Below are 16,530 nucleotides of genomic sequence, written 5' to 3' on the forward strand. Positions count from 1 at the left end.
GCTAGGCCTCGGCGCCCTCGGCGTCGACCTCGGCGGTGACCTCGGCGCGGATGTCGCCCTCGAGGGCGGCCAGGCGAGCGGCCACGGCGGCGTCGATCTTGGCCTGGCGGCGGGCCTCGGCGGTGGCGTCGTTGGCGTCGTCGACGATGGACTGGGTCTCGGCGGCAACGGCGTCGGTGACCTTGATGCCGGCGGTGGTCACGGCGACGGCGGCCTTGTGGAGCAGGCCGGAGTTGGCAAGGCCGGCCACGGCACCCGCGGCGGCGGCACCGGCAACGGCAAACCAAGCGTGATTGACCTTCATTACGTTCTCCCTTCGTCAGGCGAGAAGCGCGTGCCTCTCGCCGCCCTTATGCTTTGCTTACCGGAGCATATGGAGGAGCCATAGCTAACTTCAACGCAACTCGCCGCAGCTCAAGCAAGTCGTCACAGTTGTGACCCGCCCGGACGGCAATGCTCCAATCGGACGCATCAGCCCGCCTCGGCAAGCTCCGGCGCCGCCGTGGCGGCAGACGTCAGCGCGGCCCTTCTCCAGGCCGAGGGCGTGGCGCCCATGCAGGCGCTGAAGGCCTGCGCGAACTTTGACGCGTTGCTGTAGCCCACGGCCCGCGCCACGTCCGAGATGCTGCCGGAACCAACGCGCAGCAGGTCAGCGGCCCTGAGCATGCGGAAGCGCCGGTACCACTCGTGCACCGGCATGCCATACTCCGCGCGGAAGGACTCCTTGAGCACCGTGGGCGAGGTCTGGCAACGCCGCGCAAGCTCCCCGATGGTGAGGGGACTCTCCACGTTCTGCCTCATGAGGGCCCGTGCGCAACGGGCTATCTCCGCACGCGTGGCCGGGCCGCACTGGGGCCGCGGGCTCTGCCGGCGGGCCTCGCAGAGGCAGCGCAGGGCCTCCACGCAGCGCAGCTTGAGCGCAGCCACGCCCTCCCCGCGCACGCCCACCGCCAGGTCCATGAAGGCCCGGGAGACGGGCGTGCCGGCGGCGTCGAGCGTGGGCCCGGCCGCCACGGCGGCGCGCACCAGCTCGGCCAGGTCCACGTCAAAGCCGGCAAGCGTGGCGGCGGCCCCCGGGGCCACGGCGTCCGGGCTGGCCAGAAGGGCCACGCCCTGGAAGGGGTCCTCCTGCGAGCGGACGCGGCACTTCTCGCTGGGAGCCGGAGCCACAAGGGAGAGGACCGCGCCGCACGTGAGGTCGGTGCCCAAGGCCTCGACCACCGCACGGCCACGTACGCAGCAGGCGGCCACGAGCGCGCCCTGCGGCCCGCACAGGAGCGACTCCAGGTCGGATGCATTGACCTCGGCCAGCCGCACGCCCGGCATCAGCAACACCCCTGGCAGGGCCGTCGCCGTACGGGTCCTCTGGTCGTGCGTCATGAAGGCCTCCCTTGCTGGCATTCGCGGGTCTTGTCCACCGGGCTTGCTCACCGGTCTTATCCGTGTAAAAAGATTGATGTTGCCTTCAGCTCCGTTCCTACATGTGGTAGGCAGTTCAAAGACGTACGCAAACTGTGGTGGTGCGCACTCACCACCCCGTCAAAGGGCATCAAACTTTTAACGCGGATAACGCGCGGGCGAGAAGAGCCTCCCGCCCAAAGGCAGGCGCGCCGCCGACGCACGCATCGGCGTCGGCGGCGCGCCAAGGTACCGAGGGGACTCGCGCTACGCGACGGTCTCGGTGAGGTCGGACAGGATCTTGTCGTCCTTCTTGTCCCACTTGGGGGTCGGACGGAAGAGCTGGAAGAGCATTGCGGCCAGCAGCACGAAGGCCACGACGGTCCAGAAGCCAAAGTTGCCCAGGACGAAGAGCTCCCAGAGCTGGTTGATGATCAGGCCGACGCACCAGCCGAAGATGCACTGGTAGCCGATGGCAAACCAGAACCACTTGGTATCGTCCATCTGGCGACGGATGGTGCCCATGGCCGCAAAGCACGGGGCGTCGAGCATGTTGAAGGCCACGAAGGCGCACATGGCGCCGGCGTGCAGCACGCCCTGCGGGTCGGTGAACATGCCCGCGAAGCCCTGCCACATGGAGACGGAGTTCTCGGTGGCCTCGCCCAGGCCGTAGAGGGCGCCGAAGGTGGAGACCAGGTTCTCCTTGGCGATGAGGGCGGAGATGGACGCAGCGGTGGCCTGCCAGGTGTCAGCACCCAGCGGGGCAAAGATGATGCCGAGGAAGCCGCCGATGGCCGCGAGCAGCGAGTAGTCCATGAAGTCGTCGCCAGCGCCCTCCATGCCGGAGAGGAAGCCGAAGGTGCCGTTGCCGCCGTCCCAGCTGGCGAAGCCGAAGTTGGAGAGGAACCACACCACGACGGCCGCGGCGAAGATGATCGTGCCGGCCTTCTTGATGTAGGCGGAGACGCGCTCCCAGACGTGCAGCCACCAGGACTTGATGGTCGGGAAGTGGTAGTTGGGCAGCTCCATCACGAAGGGAGCGGGCTCGCCCTGGAAGGGCTTGGTCTTCTTGAGCATGATGGCCGAGACGATGATGGCCGCGATGCCCATGAAGTAGAACATGGGGGCAACCCACCAGGCGTCGGAGCCGCCGATGAGGACGCCCATGACCAGGGCGATGATCGGGGTCTTGGCGCCGCAGGGGATCATAGTGGTGAGCATGGCCGTCATGCGACGGTCCTTCTCGTTCTCGATGGTCTTGGTGGCAAGGACACCCGGGACGCCGCAGCCGGAGCTGATGAGCATCGGGATGAAGGACTTGCCGGACAGGCCGAAGCGACGGAAGACGCGGTCCATGACGAAGGCGACGCGGGACATGTAGCCGCAGTCCTCAAGGAAGCAGAGAAGCACGAAGAGGACGAACATCTGCGGGATGAAGCCCAGGACGGAGCCCACGCCGCCGATGATGCCGTCGACCACGAGGGAGGTCACGACGTCAGAGGCGCCGGCGTCCTCGAGCCAGCCGGAGACGGCGTTGGGGATGGAGTCCACGAAGCCGTCGTAGTCGGACGCGTCGGGCTCCTCGAGGCTGCCCTCGACGGCGGCCACGAAGGCGTCGGAGTCAACGGAGTCGATGACCTCGAGCTGCTGGCCAGGCTCCAGGACGGGCTCGCCGTCGCCGTCGACGTTAGTCACGACGACGTTGTTGCCCTTCTCGTCGGTCTCGGTGAGCAGGTAGTTGCCGTCCTCGTCGTGCACGGGCACATCGGTGGCGACGACATCGGCGTCCTTGGCCTCGTCGGCAAAGGCCTTGACGGTGGCCATGGCCTCGGCGTCGTCGGCGTCCTCGGAGAGGGTGGCCACGGCGTCGGAGACGTCGGTGGTGTCAAGACCGGCCTCGTCGGCCGCGGCGATGAAGCCGTCCACCTGGTCGGCGTAGTTGTTGGAGGCCCATTCCTCGGTGTCGGCCTCGTACTGCTCCTGGGAGGCGCCGTTCAGGAAGAAGCCGTCGCCAAAGAGGTTTTCGTTGACCCAGTCGGTGGCGGCGGTGCCCACGGTGGAGATGGAGATGTAGTAGACCAGCACCATGACCACGACGAAGATCGGGAGGCCGAGGATTCGGTTGGTCACGATCTTGTCGATCTTCTCGGACGTGGTGAGCTTCTTGGGGGCCTTCTTGACGCAGGCCTCCATGGTCTGGGCGATCCAGTCATAGCGGTCGGAGGTGATGATGGACTCGGAGTCGTCGTCGCGAGCCTCCTCGACGGCCTTGATGACGGGCTCGATGGCGCGCAGCTGCTCGGCAGTGAGGCGCAGCGGGGCGATGGCCTCGGCGTCGCGCTCGAAGACCTTGACGGAGTACCAGCGGCTGAGCTGCTCGTCACACTGGCCGGAGATGGCCTCGGCGATTCTTGACAGCGCGTCCTCGACCTCAGGCGAGAAGCACTTGGCGCCCGTGGTGGGAACGCCCCTCTTGCCGGCCTCGACGGCCTCCTTCACCAGCGCGTCCACGTTGGTGTTGTGCAGGGCGGAGACCTCCAGGACCGGGCAGCCGAGGCGCTCGGCCAGGGCGGCGGTGTCGACGACGTCGCCGCGCTCCTTCAGCAGGTCGCACATGTTGAGGCCCACGACGACGGGACGGCCGGCCTCGAGCAGCTGCGTGGTCAGGTAGAGGTTGCGCTCCAGGTTGGTCACGTCCACGAGGTCGATCAGGGCGTCGGGGCGCTCGTTGACCACGTAGTCGCGGGAGACGACCTCCTCGGGAGTGTACGGGGAGAGGGAGTAGATGCCGGGGAGGTCGACGAAGGTGACGTCCTTGTCGGCGCGCCACGTGGCCTGCTTCTTCTCGACGGTGACGCCGGGCCAGTTGCCAACATAGCCGTTCGAGCCGGTCAGCTCGTTGAAGAGCGTGGTCTTGCCGCAGTTGGGGTTGCCGGCCAGACCGATGAACGTGTTTGCCATTCCTTGCCTTTCTTGATCGCGCTCCTTGGGGCTGCGCGCGTGCCGCTCATATGCCACCGCGTGGGTCCCAATAGTTAGATGAAGGTAACTCACTCGCCCTTAAAAACGGGGCTCGCGAACCTCGCAGGCCCCGATCTACTCGCCGGTCCTGACGTCGGTGACCTCGACGTTTGCCGCCTCGTCACGACGGATGGAGAGCTCGTAGCCGCGGACGGTGAGCTCGATGGGGTCACCGAGCGGGGCGACCTTCTTCACGTAGACGTGGGTGCCCTTGGTAAGGCCCATGTCCATGATGCGGCGCTTGAGGGCGCCCGTGCCGTTGAGCCGGGCGACGGTCGCGCTCTCCCCCACCTTCACGTCCTTCAGAGTTGCCATCAGATCCCTTTCTTCTCGCCGGCGTCGTCGTGCCGGCAACCTGCATGAGCGCGAGGGCCCTGCGGCTCCCGCGCTGAACGACCCGCCGCGGCCGCGGCGAAGTTGAACCCTAGAGGGTGACCATGACGTGGGACGACATGGTGCGGTTGAGCGCCAGGCGGGCGCCCTTGACGCTGACGATGCAGTCGCCGTTGACGCGCGAGATGACCTTGACCTCGGCGCCCTCCACAAAGCCGAGCTCCGCGAGGTGCTGGCGCAGCTCCGCGCCGCCGCGGATCTTGGAGACGCGGGCGACCTCGTCCTCGCCCACCATGCCGAGCGGAAGCTGGCCGCCCACGTGGGCGGGAGCCTGAGCGGACGCGGTCTGCGCGCCAAGGCCCTGCAGGGCCGCTGCCTCAGATGCCATTGCTGCCTCCTCCGTTGCCGCCTGGCGGCAGTTTTGAGCCGTCCGCCGGCCATAAGTTGCTGCCTGTTAACTTGTAAGCCGCCAAGTAAGATACGACTAACTCCAAACGGACGCAATAGTTAACCTACGTTTCAGTCAACTTTGCCTAACTTTTTTGTGCGGCGAGCCGCGACATGACTTGAGCCACGTATTGCGGGTTTTGGCACGGCTTGGCGCGCCGGGTGCCGCCTTGAGCCACAAAAAGCGGGGTTTGGCACGCCAAACCGTGCCAAACCCCGCAATCCGTGGCTCACCAGCAAGAAATGCCCTTCTCGCCTGCCAAACCCCACAATCTGTGGCGCAGCGTCGGGCGAGAAGGGCTTTGCCCCGCTACTTTGCGGCGGCCTTTGCGACGGCCTTGGTCGGGCGGCCCTTTGCGTCCAGGAGCGAGCGCTGCTGGGGAATGGCCGCGTAGCGCGGGCACATGATGACCTCGACAGCAGTGGTCTGCTTGCACTTGCACTGGCAGCTCTCGCACAGGTGGTTCACTTGCTCGTCCGCCATGGACCCTCCCTTCGGTATGCTTGACCGGGGCGTTCAAAAAACAAGCCCGAAGACCTAGGGCCCTCGGACTCGAGAATTCAGTGGAGCCGGCAATCGGACTCGAACCGATGACCCCCGCTTTACGAGAGCGGTGCTCTACCAACTGAGCTATGCCGGCGTGCGGCTTTTAACATTACAGAAAGTCGCACGGAGTTTCAAGTGCGTTTTTCTTGGCTCGGGTATGACGTGGGGATGCCGTGGCGTGCCGTTCTCGCCGTCCTTCCCAATACCGTACAAAATAACGAAAGGCCCTTCTCGCCAACTGGGCAAACGTGGCGAGAAGGGCCTTTCGTTCATCTAAATGCACACTCCGCGGCCCAAGGCCCGGCGAGAAGTGCCCGGCGCTCCGAGCCACCCTCCCCTACAGCATGCGCAGCACGCCGCGGACCAGGCGCTCGAAGTCCTCGGAGTGGGCCTCGGCGGCGGCGCGGACGCTCTCGTGCGTGACGTCGGCGGCGCCGGACTCGTTGGCGGCAAGCGTCAGGCCCAGGACGTTCATGTCGAGCGCCTTGGCCATGATGACCTCGCACACCGTGGACATGCCCACGTAGGAGACGCCCAGCGTGCGCAGGGCGGCAACCTCGGCCGGGGTCTCAAAGCAGGGGCCCAGCACGCCGGCGTAGACGCCCTCCTCAACGGCAATGCCCAGGTCGTCGGCCACGCCGCGGGCAACGGTGCGCAGGTAGGGCGAGTAGGCGTCGTTCATGTCGACGAACGGGGTCTCCACGTCGCGCAGCTCCTCCCACTCGGCAAGGGGGTTCCTGCCGGTGAGGTTGATCTGGTCGGTCAGGATGCCCAGGCCCGTGTGCGCGCAGCCCGGCACGGCGCCCGTGGCGCACGCGAAGATGATGTCGCGGCAGCCCAGACGGTGGGCGTGACGCACCAGCGCGGTGACCTCGGCGGCACTGAAGCCCTGGTAGAGGTGGATGCGACCCGGGTAGACCACCACCGGCACGTCGTCGATGGTGCCAACGGTTGCCTCGAAGACGTGGCCGCTCACGGGGTTTGCCGCGGCCGGGAAGCCCTCGATGTCGTGGTAGTCAATGCGCCGCACGGGCTTGACCAGGCTTCCCAGGTGCCCCAGGCCCGTCCCCAGGACGATGGCGACGGGATTCTCCACAGACGGCTTGCAGGCCTTGACGACGTCCTCGGTGACCACGCAGATCCCCTCCTTCTTGAGCCGGGCGGCAAGCGTGCCGTCCCCGGCGGTGAGCGTACCGGAATAGGTCCCATCGTAGATGAGATTCACCCCACATGACGGGCTCTTTGCCTTGAGTACGGCCAACGAGACCCGTGAGCGTAGCACGCGGTCCCGGCACGCGTCGGAGCCCCGCGCAAACTCGGCCGTCACGTCCCGCCCGTCGGACAGAAAGACGCGTCCCTCTCGCTGCTCCGCGGGAGGCCTCGGTACGGGAAGCCCCGCGGCCCCTTCGGGGCACACGGGGCATACGTCGACCTTTCCCGCGAGGGACATGACCTCGGGCACCGGCTTGGACCCGCCGTCGTAGCGGACGGGCTGACCCAGCAGGCACCGGCTTATGGCCACCCTCATCGCAAGCGCCTCCTAGACGGCCAGCGAGCCGAGCTGAATGCTGGCGTTGGACAGCAGCGAGTTCACGTACGTGGTCCACTGGCTGTTGTAGTCGCTGTAGGCCGTGCTGTATTTGCTGTAGGCAACGTAGTAGGCAGCCTGAGCGGCGGCGTAGGTTGCGGAGTCGTTGGAGATCTCGTAGCTGGAGAGGGCGTTGTAGTAGTCGCCGTCGGTACGGGCCCAGGTGTTGTTGGCGGAGTCCCACTCGTCGCCGGCAAGGCCGATGATGTAGCTGGCGTAGTCGGCCGTGGGGGTGTCCTGCTGGCCCTCGGCGGGCTCGGTGGGCTTGGTGGGCTGCTCGGGCAGGGTGGCCGTGACCACGGAGTCGCGCAGCTTGGACATCATGCAGGAGTCGGAGATGGTCTGCTTGGCCGTGTCCTCGTCGATGCCGTACTTGCTGGCGATGGTGGCGTAGTCGTCGGTCTGGAACATCTGGTTGGCGTAGGCGGAGAGGTCATCGTCGGTGACGGAGATGCCCTGGTCCTTGGCCGCCTGCAGCACGATGGCGTTGCGGGCGTAGGAGACCACGTCGTCGGCTACGGGCACGTTGTAGGTGCCGTCGCTGTTGGCGGCGGAGTCAACGCTCTTGCTCTGGGAGATCACCTGGCGGGCCGTCACGTCGACGGTCTTGCCGTTGTAGGTGTAGGTGGCAATGGTGCTGTCGAGCTGGTCGCCCGTGAGCGTGGTCTTGCCGGAAAGCGAGATGGAGCTGCCGCCGCCCAGCAGGAAGTGGCCGCACAGGACGCCCACGACCAGCGCCGCCACGGCGATGGCCACCCACGCGGGGGTGGGAAGCGCGGCGTCGGCGCCCTTGTGCGCGGCGTCGGCCTTGGGGGCCTGGCTGGCCTTGGCGCCCTTCTCGGCCTTTGCCTCAGCGGCCACGGGCGCCACCTCGGTCTTCTCGTCGTTCTTGTCTGCCATAGAATCACCTCTCGTTGTGGGCGCACGGACGCCCTGGGTCAGGTTCCAAATGCAAAATGCTACCGCCCCCGCGAGGCTGCGGGGGCGGCGTCAAAGGACTCCCTCAGAGAGCGCAGAAACCTATTCGCAAGCTTGAATGATCTGCGCCGAGAAGCTCTTGACGTAGCTCGCGCCGTTCTCGGCGTCGAACTTCAGGCGCTCCGCCAGGGCCGCCTTGGTGGCCGCGGAGGCAGCGCCCTGCACGAAGGCCAGGAGGGCGACGAGCATGTCGCGGTACTCGGGGTCGCCGTGGTAGCACTGGATGGCCTCGTCCAGAAGCGGCCAGACCTGGTCGGAGCGCTCCTCGGAGGTGGCGCCAAAGCGGCAGAGGAAGACGAAGCCGGCCAGGCGCACGGGGGCGGAGTCCTCGTCAAAGAGGCCGGTCTCGGCCGCCTCGAAGGCGGGGGCGACCTCGTCGGCGTGCTCGTCCACCAGGGCGGTCAGCGCGTCCAGGACCTCCCAGCGCGTCTGCGCCTCGGGACGCTCGAGGGCGTCCATCAGGGAGCCGACGAAGGGCGTGACCATGCTGGCGTCTGTGTGCGCGACGGTGGCGATCTTGTGGGCCACCTCCTGGCGGCGACGGCGGCTGGAGCCCGCGAGCTCCTCCACGAGAATGCGCATCTGCGCGAGCCTTGCCTCCTGGTCGTTGGCGGAGTTTGCCATGTTGCGATTCCTCTCTGTCTTGCGTCCGCGCGGGCCCTGGCAAGAACGCGCCAGAGGCCCGCGATGAGTTACCCGATTGGTGCCGCCGGCCCCGTGCCCGGCGCGGCGAGAAACCCGTCCCTACTTGCGCGGGCTGCCCTGCCCCTTTGAGGCCGGCCCGTCCTGCTGCACGCTGATGAACTCGGGCTCCGGCGTGCCGTCCCTGCGCGCGCGGCGAACGGCCTCGGCGCGCTTTCCGTCCTTGGCGCGCCTCAGCTGGTCCTTGTTGGCGCGGAAGGTCTTGTCGACGAACTTCCACGGGCCCACGGACTCGCCGAAGCCCAGCTTGAGGCCGGCGACGGCACCGGCCATGAGGCCGATGACCAGGCCCATGAGCACGGAGAGCCCCGTCACCAGGACCACGCTGGAGGCAAGCGCGCCCACCAGGAGCACGCCGGCGTTGGCGAGCCCGTACTCGCGCTTGGTGACGCAGCGGCGAGAAAGCTCGTCTCCCAGGCCCACGCCCGACACGATGCCAAACAGGAAGAGCACGAGCGCCATGACGGCTACGGCAAAGCCGGCGTCCACGCGCTACGCCTCCTCGTGGTGGTGGCAGCAGCCGCCCTCGCCGTGGCCGTGGCCCTCGCCGTGGCCTCCGCAGCAGCCGCCCTCGCCGTGCTCGTGGCCGCAGCCGCAGCCGTCGCCGGCGCCGTAGTCCTCGGGGTTGAGCAGCGACCAGTCAAGGCCGGCCGCGGCGCCTGTGGCCTCGTCGGAGTAGAGCAGCGAGAGGGCCTGGGTGCCCATGCGGGAGCCGCCAATCTGGCAGAGCATGTCAAACAGGGTGAAGGCGGTCTCCGCACCCGGCATGGCCACGTCCAGGTCCTCGGCGCGCTGGAGCGCCAGGGCGATGTCCTTGCGCAGGTGCTCCACCATGAAGCCGGGCTTGTAGTCGCCGTCCAGGGCCTTGGGGGCAAGCGCCTTGGAGGCGCCGGAGCCACCCGTGCCGTTGGCCATGAGCTCGAGCACCTGGCGCTGGTCGATGCCGGCCTGCTCGGCCAGGGCAAGCGCGTCGGCGTAGCCCACCATGCAGGAGGCCAGGCTCACCTGGTTGCAGAGCTTGGCCGTCTGGCCGCCGCCCGGCTGGTCGAAGTACATGACCTTTGCCGAGAAGGTCTCCAGGATGGGCAGCACGGGGGCCGTCTCCTCCTCGGTGGCGCCCACGATGAGCGTGAGGGTGCCGTCCTCGGCGCCCTTCTGGCCACCGGTGACCGGGCAGTCGAAGGCGTGCTTGTCCTCGACCTCGGCGGCGTCGTGGATGTCGCGGGCGAGCTGCGGGGAGCTCGTGGTGAGGTCGATGAGCCAGGCGCCGCGCTTGGCCACGCGGATGAGTCCGTCGGTGGACAGGTAGACGTCCTCGACGTCGGTGGGATAGCCCACCATGGTGAAGACGACGTCGGCGTCCTTGGCGGCCTCGGCGGGGGTGTCCGCCCACTTGGCGCCGCGAGCCAGAAGGCCCTCGGCCTTGGCCTTGGTGCGGTTGGTCACCGTGACGTCGTAGCCGGCGTCCAGGATGTGGCCCGCGATGGCCGAGCCCATGATGCCGGTGCCGACGAAGGCGATCTTGCTGTGGGAGTTGACGGGCATAGAGGTCCTTTCTTCATGCGGCATGCCGCCCCGGCAGGCGTCGGGGCGGCATGTTCTCTTCTGTGCTTCTAGTTGGCGGACTCGTCCCTCTTGCCGCGCACCCTGCGGGCGATGCGGTCCGTGAAGGAGAGGCTCTCGCGGCGGTCCTTGCCCCAGAAGACAAGGGCGACCATGCCGGGGCCCACGTGGGCGCCGATGACCGGCGAGACGGAGCTGTAGATCACGGGGACGTCCGCGCAGCCGGGCTCCTTGCGGAGCTGGTCGACAAGCCACTTGGCGTCCTTCTCGGCGTCTGCGGAGACCACGCCGATGGGAAGGGGCGTGCCGCCGAGGTCTTCCTCGGAGAGGTGGTTGGCCTTGAAGTCCGCCAGGATGGCGCGCAGGGCCTTCTTGCGGCCGCGGCACATGCCGCGCAGCGTGAGGGCGCCGTTGAGGTCGTAGGAGAGCTCGGGCTTGATGTCCAGCTTGCCGCCGACGGTGGCCGCCGCGGGCGGGATGCGGCCGCCGCGGGCCAGGGCGTCAAAGGAGTCCAGGGTGAAGTAGCCCTGGATGTAGTAGCGGGCCTCCTCGACCCACTCCACCAGCTCCTTTGCGGAAAGGCCGTTGCCGGCCTGGTGGACGGCCTCAATGGCAAGGAGCTCTGCCGCCGCGGAGGGGCAGAGGTTGTCCACCACGTAGAGCTCGAAGTCTGGGTACTTCTCGCGGATCATGTCGGCGGCCTGGCGGGCGGCGTCCACGGAGGACGAGAGGCCGCGCGTGAAGGCCAGGTAGACGGTGGGCGCGCCCTTCTGGGCCGCGCGCTCGAAGACCTCCAGGTAGTGGCCGGGGGTCACGGCGGCGGTGGTGGCCACCTCGCCGGCGCGCATGCGCTCGTAGAAGTCGTGCGGGCTCATGGACTTCCAGAAGTCATCGGCGTGCTCCTGGCCGCCCATGACAAACGAGAAGCTCACGACCTCCACGCCGAGGGCCTCCACGACCTCCGGCGCAAAGTCCGCGCACGAGTCCACAATGATGTTGACGTTTGCCTTGTTGTGATAAGCGCGGCCCAGGCGCGCAGCCTCCTGCGACGCCTGGGCGTTGGCGTTCTCTTCTGTCTTGGTCAGATCCTCGGACAAGGATTCTCCCAACTACTCGTTCTCTTCGATCCTAGGCTTAATAATGCCATACCCACCGTTTTTGCGGTGGTAGATGACGTTGGTGAGGCCCGTCGTGGCGTTGATGAACACAAAGAAGTCATGCCCGAGCAGGTCAGTCTGGACGAGCGCCTCCTCCTCCGTCATGGGCTTGAGGTCGATGTACTTCTCGCGGACGAGCTGGTCGTCCTCCTCCTCGGGAGCGGACTCGATGAGGCTGGCGAGGTCCTCCCCGGTTGCGGCGGGGACGGGGGCCGCCTGGGCACGCTGACGGCGGTCGATGACGCGGGTCTTGTACTTGCGCAGCTGGCGGGTGACCTTCTCGGCGGCCTCGTCGATGGCGGCGTACATGTCGTCGGAGGTGGCCACGACGCGGACCACGTTGTCGCGGACGAAGACGGTGACCTCGCAGGCCTTGCGCTCGGGGTTGGACGGGTTCTTGTCCACGCGCAGGACGACGTCGCAGCTCATGGGCTTGATGTCAAATACCTTGAGGGCTCCCCCGACCTTGGCCTCGACGTGATCGCGCAGGGCGTCGGAAACGCTGACCTTGCGGCCGGAGATCTTGATGTCCACCATAGATGCCTCCTAAAAACGGTTGCAGATCGCGAACCCGCGGCTGCCAAGGCGGGCGCCGCGTACCTCTCTCTTACCCAAAAAGGGCGCCCGCCGGCGTCGGGCGCCTGGCGGGCGGCGGCCGAGCGGGGCGTATTGCTCGGCGGACGGGTCTTTTGGCAACGCGCGTCTGCGGCTACGCGGCGTCCGTGGAGGTGGAGGCGGTCCCAGCCTCGGTGCCGGCGTCCGCGTCGGCCTCTGCGTCAGCGTCGGCCTGATCGTCCGCGTTGGCGTCGGCCTGCTGGATGCCGTCGATGACCGAGGTGGTGTCAAGGCGAGACATGCCTCCCACCCAGCGGCCGCGCAAGACGTCCAGGACGCCGTTGGAGGAGATCACGTCCATGCCCTCAAGCACCTTGGAGAAGAGCGTGTTGTTCTCGGCCTTGACGCCCACGCCCAGGTAGGCGGGCTGGGCGAGCGTGCCGACGCAGGAGATGCCGTCGTAGACCGCGGCGAGGTAGCCGCCGGGGTAGGCGCCGCACAGCACGTAGTCGACCGTACCGGCCTCAAGGGCGGCAAAGGCCTCGTTGAGGTTGGTGAAGTCCTGCTCGGCGGCCTGTGTGCCGGCGCTCGCCAGAGCGCGCTGGGAGACGGAGCCCGCCTGGACGCCCACGGTCTTGCCGGCAAGGTCGGCCGCCGTGGCCTTGGTGCCCGAGGAGGCACGCGAGAAGAGCGCCATGGCGTCCTCGGCGTAGGAGCCCGCCACGGCGGTGTCCGCGTCGTCGCCGGCGCGAACGCCCATGACCACGTCGCAGGCATCGTAGGCGTCGGAGAGCCCGGTCACGGAGACAAACGCGCAGTCCACGCCCAGCTCGTCGGCCAGGGCGTAGGCCACGTCGACGTCGAGGCCCTCGTCGGCCGAGGAGAGCAGCAGCGGCGCGGACTCGGAGGAGAGCAGGCCCACCGTGAGAGTGCCGGCCGTGTGAAGCTCGTCTGCCGTGAGGGTGGTGGAGCGGGCCGCGCGGGCTGCTGCCTTGGCCTCGGCCACCGAGGTGCCGTTGCCCATGAGGGCGTCGAGGTCTACGGGGCCGAGCGAGCAGGCGGGAAGCGCCGCGAGCGAGACCGCGCACGCGAGGGCAAGCGCCCCGCGGCGCAGGTTGGTCCTTTGGGTTTGGGTTGAGGCGCGCATGGGTGTCTTCCGTCCTTCTCGCCAGCTGATGGTATGGGTGGGGCGCATGGTGCGGCCACTCTGTGCAAAGCAGGTGTTCCGCCCGGCTGACCTGGTCTTTGACCCCACACTCGCGCACCGGGGCCTTCGCCGTGGGCGCCGCGGCGCCCTTGACTTGCAACCCTCTCGCCCGCGGGACCGTATGTCCCTTGAGTATTACGGACGGTGCGACTTACTTCTAGGACGAACCATGATCGTCCGGGCGCGCACGCCCGGGCTTACGTGGATCCCTTTGGCCTCGTCTACCTTGGACTGGGGACGGACTGATGCCGCCCCGCAACCACAGACCCAGGCGGAACCTCCCCAGTATACCCGCCCAACACCCGTCAATGGCACCTGACAATGGGGACGCTGTTAGTTACCAGACGCGGGCGAGGGCGCAGGCGGTGGGAGGGCAGGCGCCGCGGGACAGAAGGGCGCGGGAGGCCTCGCGGATGGTGGAGCCGGTGGTGACCACGTCGTCCAGGAGCAGCAGCCTCATGCCGCTGACGTCGTCGGCCACCTCGACGGTGCCAGCCAGGTTGGCGGCGCGCTCGGCCTGGCCAAGCTCGCGCTGGTCACGCGCCCGTCGGCGCACCAGGACGTCGGCCAGCGGCAGCCCCGTGAGCCGGCAGAGCTCGCGCGCGACGAGCTCCATGTGGTCAAACCCGCGTCGCGCAAAGGCCGCGGCCGTGGCCGGCACAAAGCAGACGGCGTCCACCTCGCCGGCGTCATAGCGGGGCCGGCCGTCCGCCGCGGGCCAGGCGGTGGCCTCCTCCAGCGCGCAGAGCATGGCGGCCGCCATGACCGGCGCCAGTCGAAGCTCGTGGTAGTCCTTCATCGCGGGGACGAGCCGCCGCACCGGCCCCAGAAAGCCCAGCGCGCAGACGCAGGCGCGCGTCTCCCAGGGCTCGGAGCACTCGGTGCAGGTGAGGCCGCCGTGCGGGGCGCCACAGTTGGGGCACGCCAGCTCCTGGCGGACCCACGGCAGCGCGGCCAGGCACTCGTCGCACAGGAGGGCCCCGGGCTCGTCGCAGCCCACGCAGCGCGTGGGGGCAACCAGCTCAAGAGCCTCGTCCATGACGGCTGAGAGCACCCCTCTACCCGGCACGGCCCTCCCCTCTCACAAAAGGTTGGAGAAGAATAGCACGGCGGCGAGAAGAGCGCTCTTCTCGCCGCCGGTTGCGTCAAAGCCATGTGATCCCTCTGGCCCATCCAGCCGGGCCCCTGGCGTTAGAGCAGGCGCAGGGAGACCTCCTTGAGCTGCTTCACGCTCACCTCGGAGGGGGCGGCGGACATGAGGTCGCTGCCGCTGGAGGTCTTGGGGAAGGCCATGACCTCGCGGATGGAGTCGGAGCCGGTGAGCAGCATGCACACGCGGTCCAGGCCCAGGGCAAAGCCGCCCATGGGAGGCGCACCAAACTTGAGGGCGTCCATCAGGAAGCCGAACTGCTCCTGCGCGCGCTCCTCGGTGAAGCCCAGGAGCTTGAGCATGGCCATCTGCATGTCGGCGTTGTGGATGCGCATGCCGCCACCGCCGGCCTCGTAGCCGTCCATGACGAAGTCGTAGGTGAAGCTGCCCGCGGCCAGCGGGTCGGCCTCGATCTTGGCCACATCGGACTCGGTGGGCAGGGTGAAGGGCTGGTGCTCGGCCGCATAGGCCTTGCGGTCCTCGTCCCAGTGGAAGAGCGGGAAGTTGACCACCCAGAGGAAGTCGTGGCCCTCGCGGGGGACGTCCAGGGCGTCGGCCATGTGGCAGCGCATACCGCCCAGAATCTCGTCGGCCTTCAGGCGGCTCTCCACGGCAAACATCACGAGGTCGCCGGGCTCGACGTCCATCTCGGCGCGAAGGGCGGCCATTTCCTCGTCAGAGAAGAACTTGACGATGGGGCTGGTCACGGAGCCGTCCGGACGGAAGGCGATATAGGCCAGGCCCTTGGCGCCAAAGCCGGTGGCGACGTCTGCCAGCTTGTCGATCTGGGCGCGCGGCCAGGCGCCGGCGCCCTTGGCGTTGATGGCCTTGACGAAGGTCTTGTCGTCGGCCGCGGCGGAGGCAAACAGCTTGAAGCTGGAGTTGGCAAAGATCGGCGTGACGTCGTGCAGCTCCATGCCGTAGCGGGTGTCGGGCTTGTCGACGCCGTAGGTGTCCATGGCGTCCCAGTAGTTGATGCGGCGCAGCGGGGTGGGCATCTCCACGCCCATCTGGCCGAAGGCGTCGCTCAGGACCTCCTCCAGCTCGCCCATGACGTCGTCCTGCTCGACAAAGGACATCTCGATGTCCACCTGGGTGAACTCGGGCTGGCGGTCGGCGCGCAGGTCCTCGTCGCGGAAGCACTTGGCAACCTGGTAGTAGCGCTCGACGCCGCCCACCATGAGGAGCTGCTTGAGCAGCTGCGGGGACTGCGGCAGGGCGTAGAAGTGGCCTGGCTGGGTGCGGGAGGGCACCAGGAAGTCACGCGCGCCCTCGGGCGTGGACTTGAAGAGGGCCGGGGTCTCCACCTCGGTGAACTCGCGGTTGTGGAGCGCCTGGCGGATGGCGAAGGTGAAGTCGGAGCGCAGCTTGAGGTTGGCCGCCATCTTGGGCCTGCGGATGTCGAGGTAGCGGTAGCGAAGGCGCACGTCCTCGGAGCAGTCGATGTGGTCCTCGATCTGGAAGGGCGGGGTCACGGAGGTGTTAAGCACCTCGAGCTCGCTCACCAGGACCTCGATGCGGCCGGTGGCCAGCTTCTCGTTGTCCTGGCCCTCGGGACGCTCGCGCACGGTGCCGGTGACTTTGATGGGCCACTCGGAGCGGATGGTCTCGGCGGCGTGGAAGGCGGTGCCGCCGGAGTGCTCGGGGTCAAAGGAGACCTGCGTCACACCTGCGCGGTCGCGCAGGTCGACGAAGATCAGGCCGCCGTGGTCGCGGCGGTGCCAGACCCAGCCGGTGAGCGTGACGGTCTGGCCGATGTTCTCGGCGCGCAACTCGCCACAGGTGTGGGTGTGCATGGAGTGAGCCATTCGAGTTCCTCTCGTCTCTTCCGCCCCGTGTCGGTGCGGGCGGATTCCCAGCAGACGGCGACGAGGCGTAGACTGC

The 16,530-nt window shown here is 67.8% G+C and carries 16 protein-coding genes and 1 tRNA gene; all 17 read right to left on the bottom strand.

What is annotated here, in order from left to right:
• Nucleotide 1: 1 nt before the first annotated feature.
• Nucleotides 2-304 (bottom strand): DUF1490 domain-containing protein, encoded by a 303-nt coding sequence (locus tag DXV50_RS05735; RefSeq protein ID WP_117205305.1) that lies wholly within the window; start codon nt 302-304, stop codon nt 2-4.
• 167 nt (nt 305-471) lie between these two features.
• Nucleotides 472-1,380, bottom strand: coding sequence for a helix-turn-helix transcriptional regulator (locus tag DXV50_RS05740; RefSeq protein ID WP_117205306.1), 909 nt, complete (start codon nt 1,378-1,380; stop codon nt 472-474).
• A 285-nt stretch (nt 1,381-1,665) separates the two neighbouring features.
• Nucleotides 1,666-4,359 carry a ferrous iron transporter B gene (locus DXV50_RS05745; protein WP_117205307.1) on the bottom strand — a complete coding sequence of 898 codons (2,694 nt, stop codon included), beginning with the start codon at nt 4,357-4,359 and terminating at the stop codon, nt 1,666-1,668.
• 135 nt (nt 4,360-4,494) lie between these two features.
• Nucleotides 4,495-4,734, bottom strand: a complete 240-nt coding sequence (locus DXV50_RS05750; RefSeq protein ID WP_117205308.1) for a FeoA family protein — start codon at nt 4,732-4,734, stop codon at nt 4,495-4,497.
• Nucleotides 4,735-4,843: 109 nt separating this feature from the next.
• Nucleotides 4,844-5,140 (bottom strand): FeoA family protein, encoded by a 297-nt coding sequence (locus DXV50_RS05755; RefSeq protein ID WP_117205309.1) that lies wholly within the window; start codon nt 5,138-5,140, stop codon nt 4,844-4,846.
• A 369-nt stretch (nt 5,141-5,509) separates the two neighbouring features.
• Nucleotides 5,510-5,683, bottom strand: coding sequence for a hypothetical protein (locus tag DXV50_RS09580; RefSeq protein ID WP_157966971.1), 174 nt, complete (start codon nt 5,681-5,683; stop codon nt 5,510-5,512).
• An 81-nt stretch (nt 5,684-5,764) separates the two neighbouring features.
• Nucleotides 5,765-5,840, bottom strand: a tRNA-Thr gene (locus DXV50_RS05760).
• A gap of 243 nt (nt 5,841-6,083) precedes the next feature.
• Nucleotides 6,084-7,274, bottom strand: coding sequence for a purine-nucleoside phosphorylase (locus tag DXV50_RS05765; RefSeq protein ID WP_117205310.1), 1,191 nt, complete (start codon nt 7,272-7,274; stop codon nt 6,084-6,086).
• Nucleotides 7,275-7,286: 12 nt separating this feature from the next.
• Nucleotides 7,287-8,234: a SurA N-terminal domain-containing protein gene (locus DXV50_RS05770; RefSeq protein ID WP_117205311.1), complete on the bottom strand. Its 948-nt coding sequence runs from the start codon at nt 8,232-8,234 to the stop codon at nt 7,287-7,289.
• 120 nt (nt 8,235-8,354) lie between these two features.
• Nucleotides 8,355-8,936: a hypothetical protein gene (locus tag DXV50_RS05775; RefSeq protein WP_117205312.1), complete on the bottom strand. Its 582-nt coding sequence runs from the start codon at nt 8,934-8,936 to the stop codon at nt 8,355-8,357.
• Between the two features lie 120 nt (nt 8,937-9,056).
• Nucleotides 9,057-9,503, bottom strand: coding sequence for a hypothetical protein (locus DXV50_RS05780; RefSeq protein WP_232817468.1), 447 nt, complete (start codon nt 9,501-9,503; stop codon nt 9,057-9,059).
• 3 nt (nt 9,504-9,506) lie between these two features.
• Complete coding sequence (locus tag DXV50_RS05785) at nt 9,507-10,559, bottom strand: NAD(P)-dependent oxidoreductase (RefSeq protein WP_117205313.1); 1,053 nt, start codon at nt 10,557-10,559, stop codon at nt 9,507-9,509.
• 68 nt (nt 10,560-10,627) lie between these two features.
• Nucleotides 10,628-11,674, bottom strand: a complete 1,047-nt coding sequence (locus DXV50_RS05790) for a DegV family protein (protein WP_117205314.1) — start codon at nt 11,672-11,674, stop codon at nt 10,628-10,630.
• A 12-nt stretch (nt 11,675-11,686) separates the two neighbouring features.
• On the bottom strand, nt 11,687-12,271 hold the full coding sequence (gene hpf / locus DXV50_RS05795; protein WP_198666417.1) for a ribosome hibernation-promoting factor, HPF/YfiA family: 585 nt from the start codon (nt 12,269-12,271) through the stop codon (nt 11,687-11,689).
• Nucleotides 12,272-12,443: 172 nt separating this feature from the next.
• A complete protein-coding gene (locus DXV50_RS05800) occupies nt 12,444-13,436 on the bottom strand; it encodes a substrate-binding periplasmic protein (RefSeq protein ID WP_157966972.1) in 993 nt (330 codons plus the stop codon).
• A gap of 397 nt (nt 13,437-13,833) precedes the next feature.
• Complete coding sequence (locus DXV50_RS05805) at nt 13,834-14,565, bottom strand: ComF family protein (protein ID WP_232817469.1); 732 nt, start codon at nt 14,563-14,565, stop codon at nt 13,834-13,836.
• Nucleotides 14,566-14,687: 122 nt separating this feature from the next.
• Nucleotides 14,688-16,454: an aspartate--tRNA ligase gene (gene aspS, locus DXV50_RS05810; protein ID WP_117205317.1), complete on the bottom strand. Its 1,767-nt coding sequence runs from the start codon at nt 16,452-16,454 to the stop codon at nt 14,688-14,690.
• Nucleotides 16,455-16,530: the final 76 nt, after the last annotated feature.

The organism is Paratractidigestivibacter faecalis, from assembly GCF_003416765.1.
In the GTDB taxonomy this organism is placed as follows: Bacteria; Actinomycetota; Coriobacteriia; order Coriobacteriales; family Atopobiaceae; genus Paratractidigestivibacter; species Paratractidigestivibacter faecalis.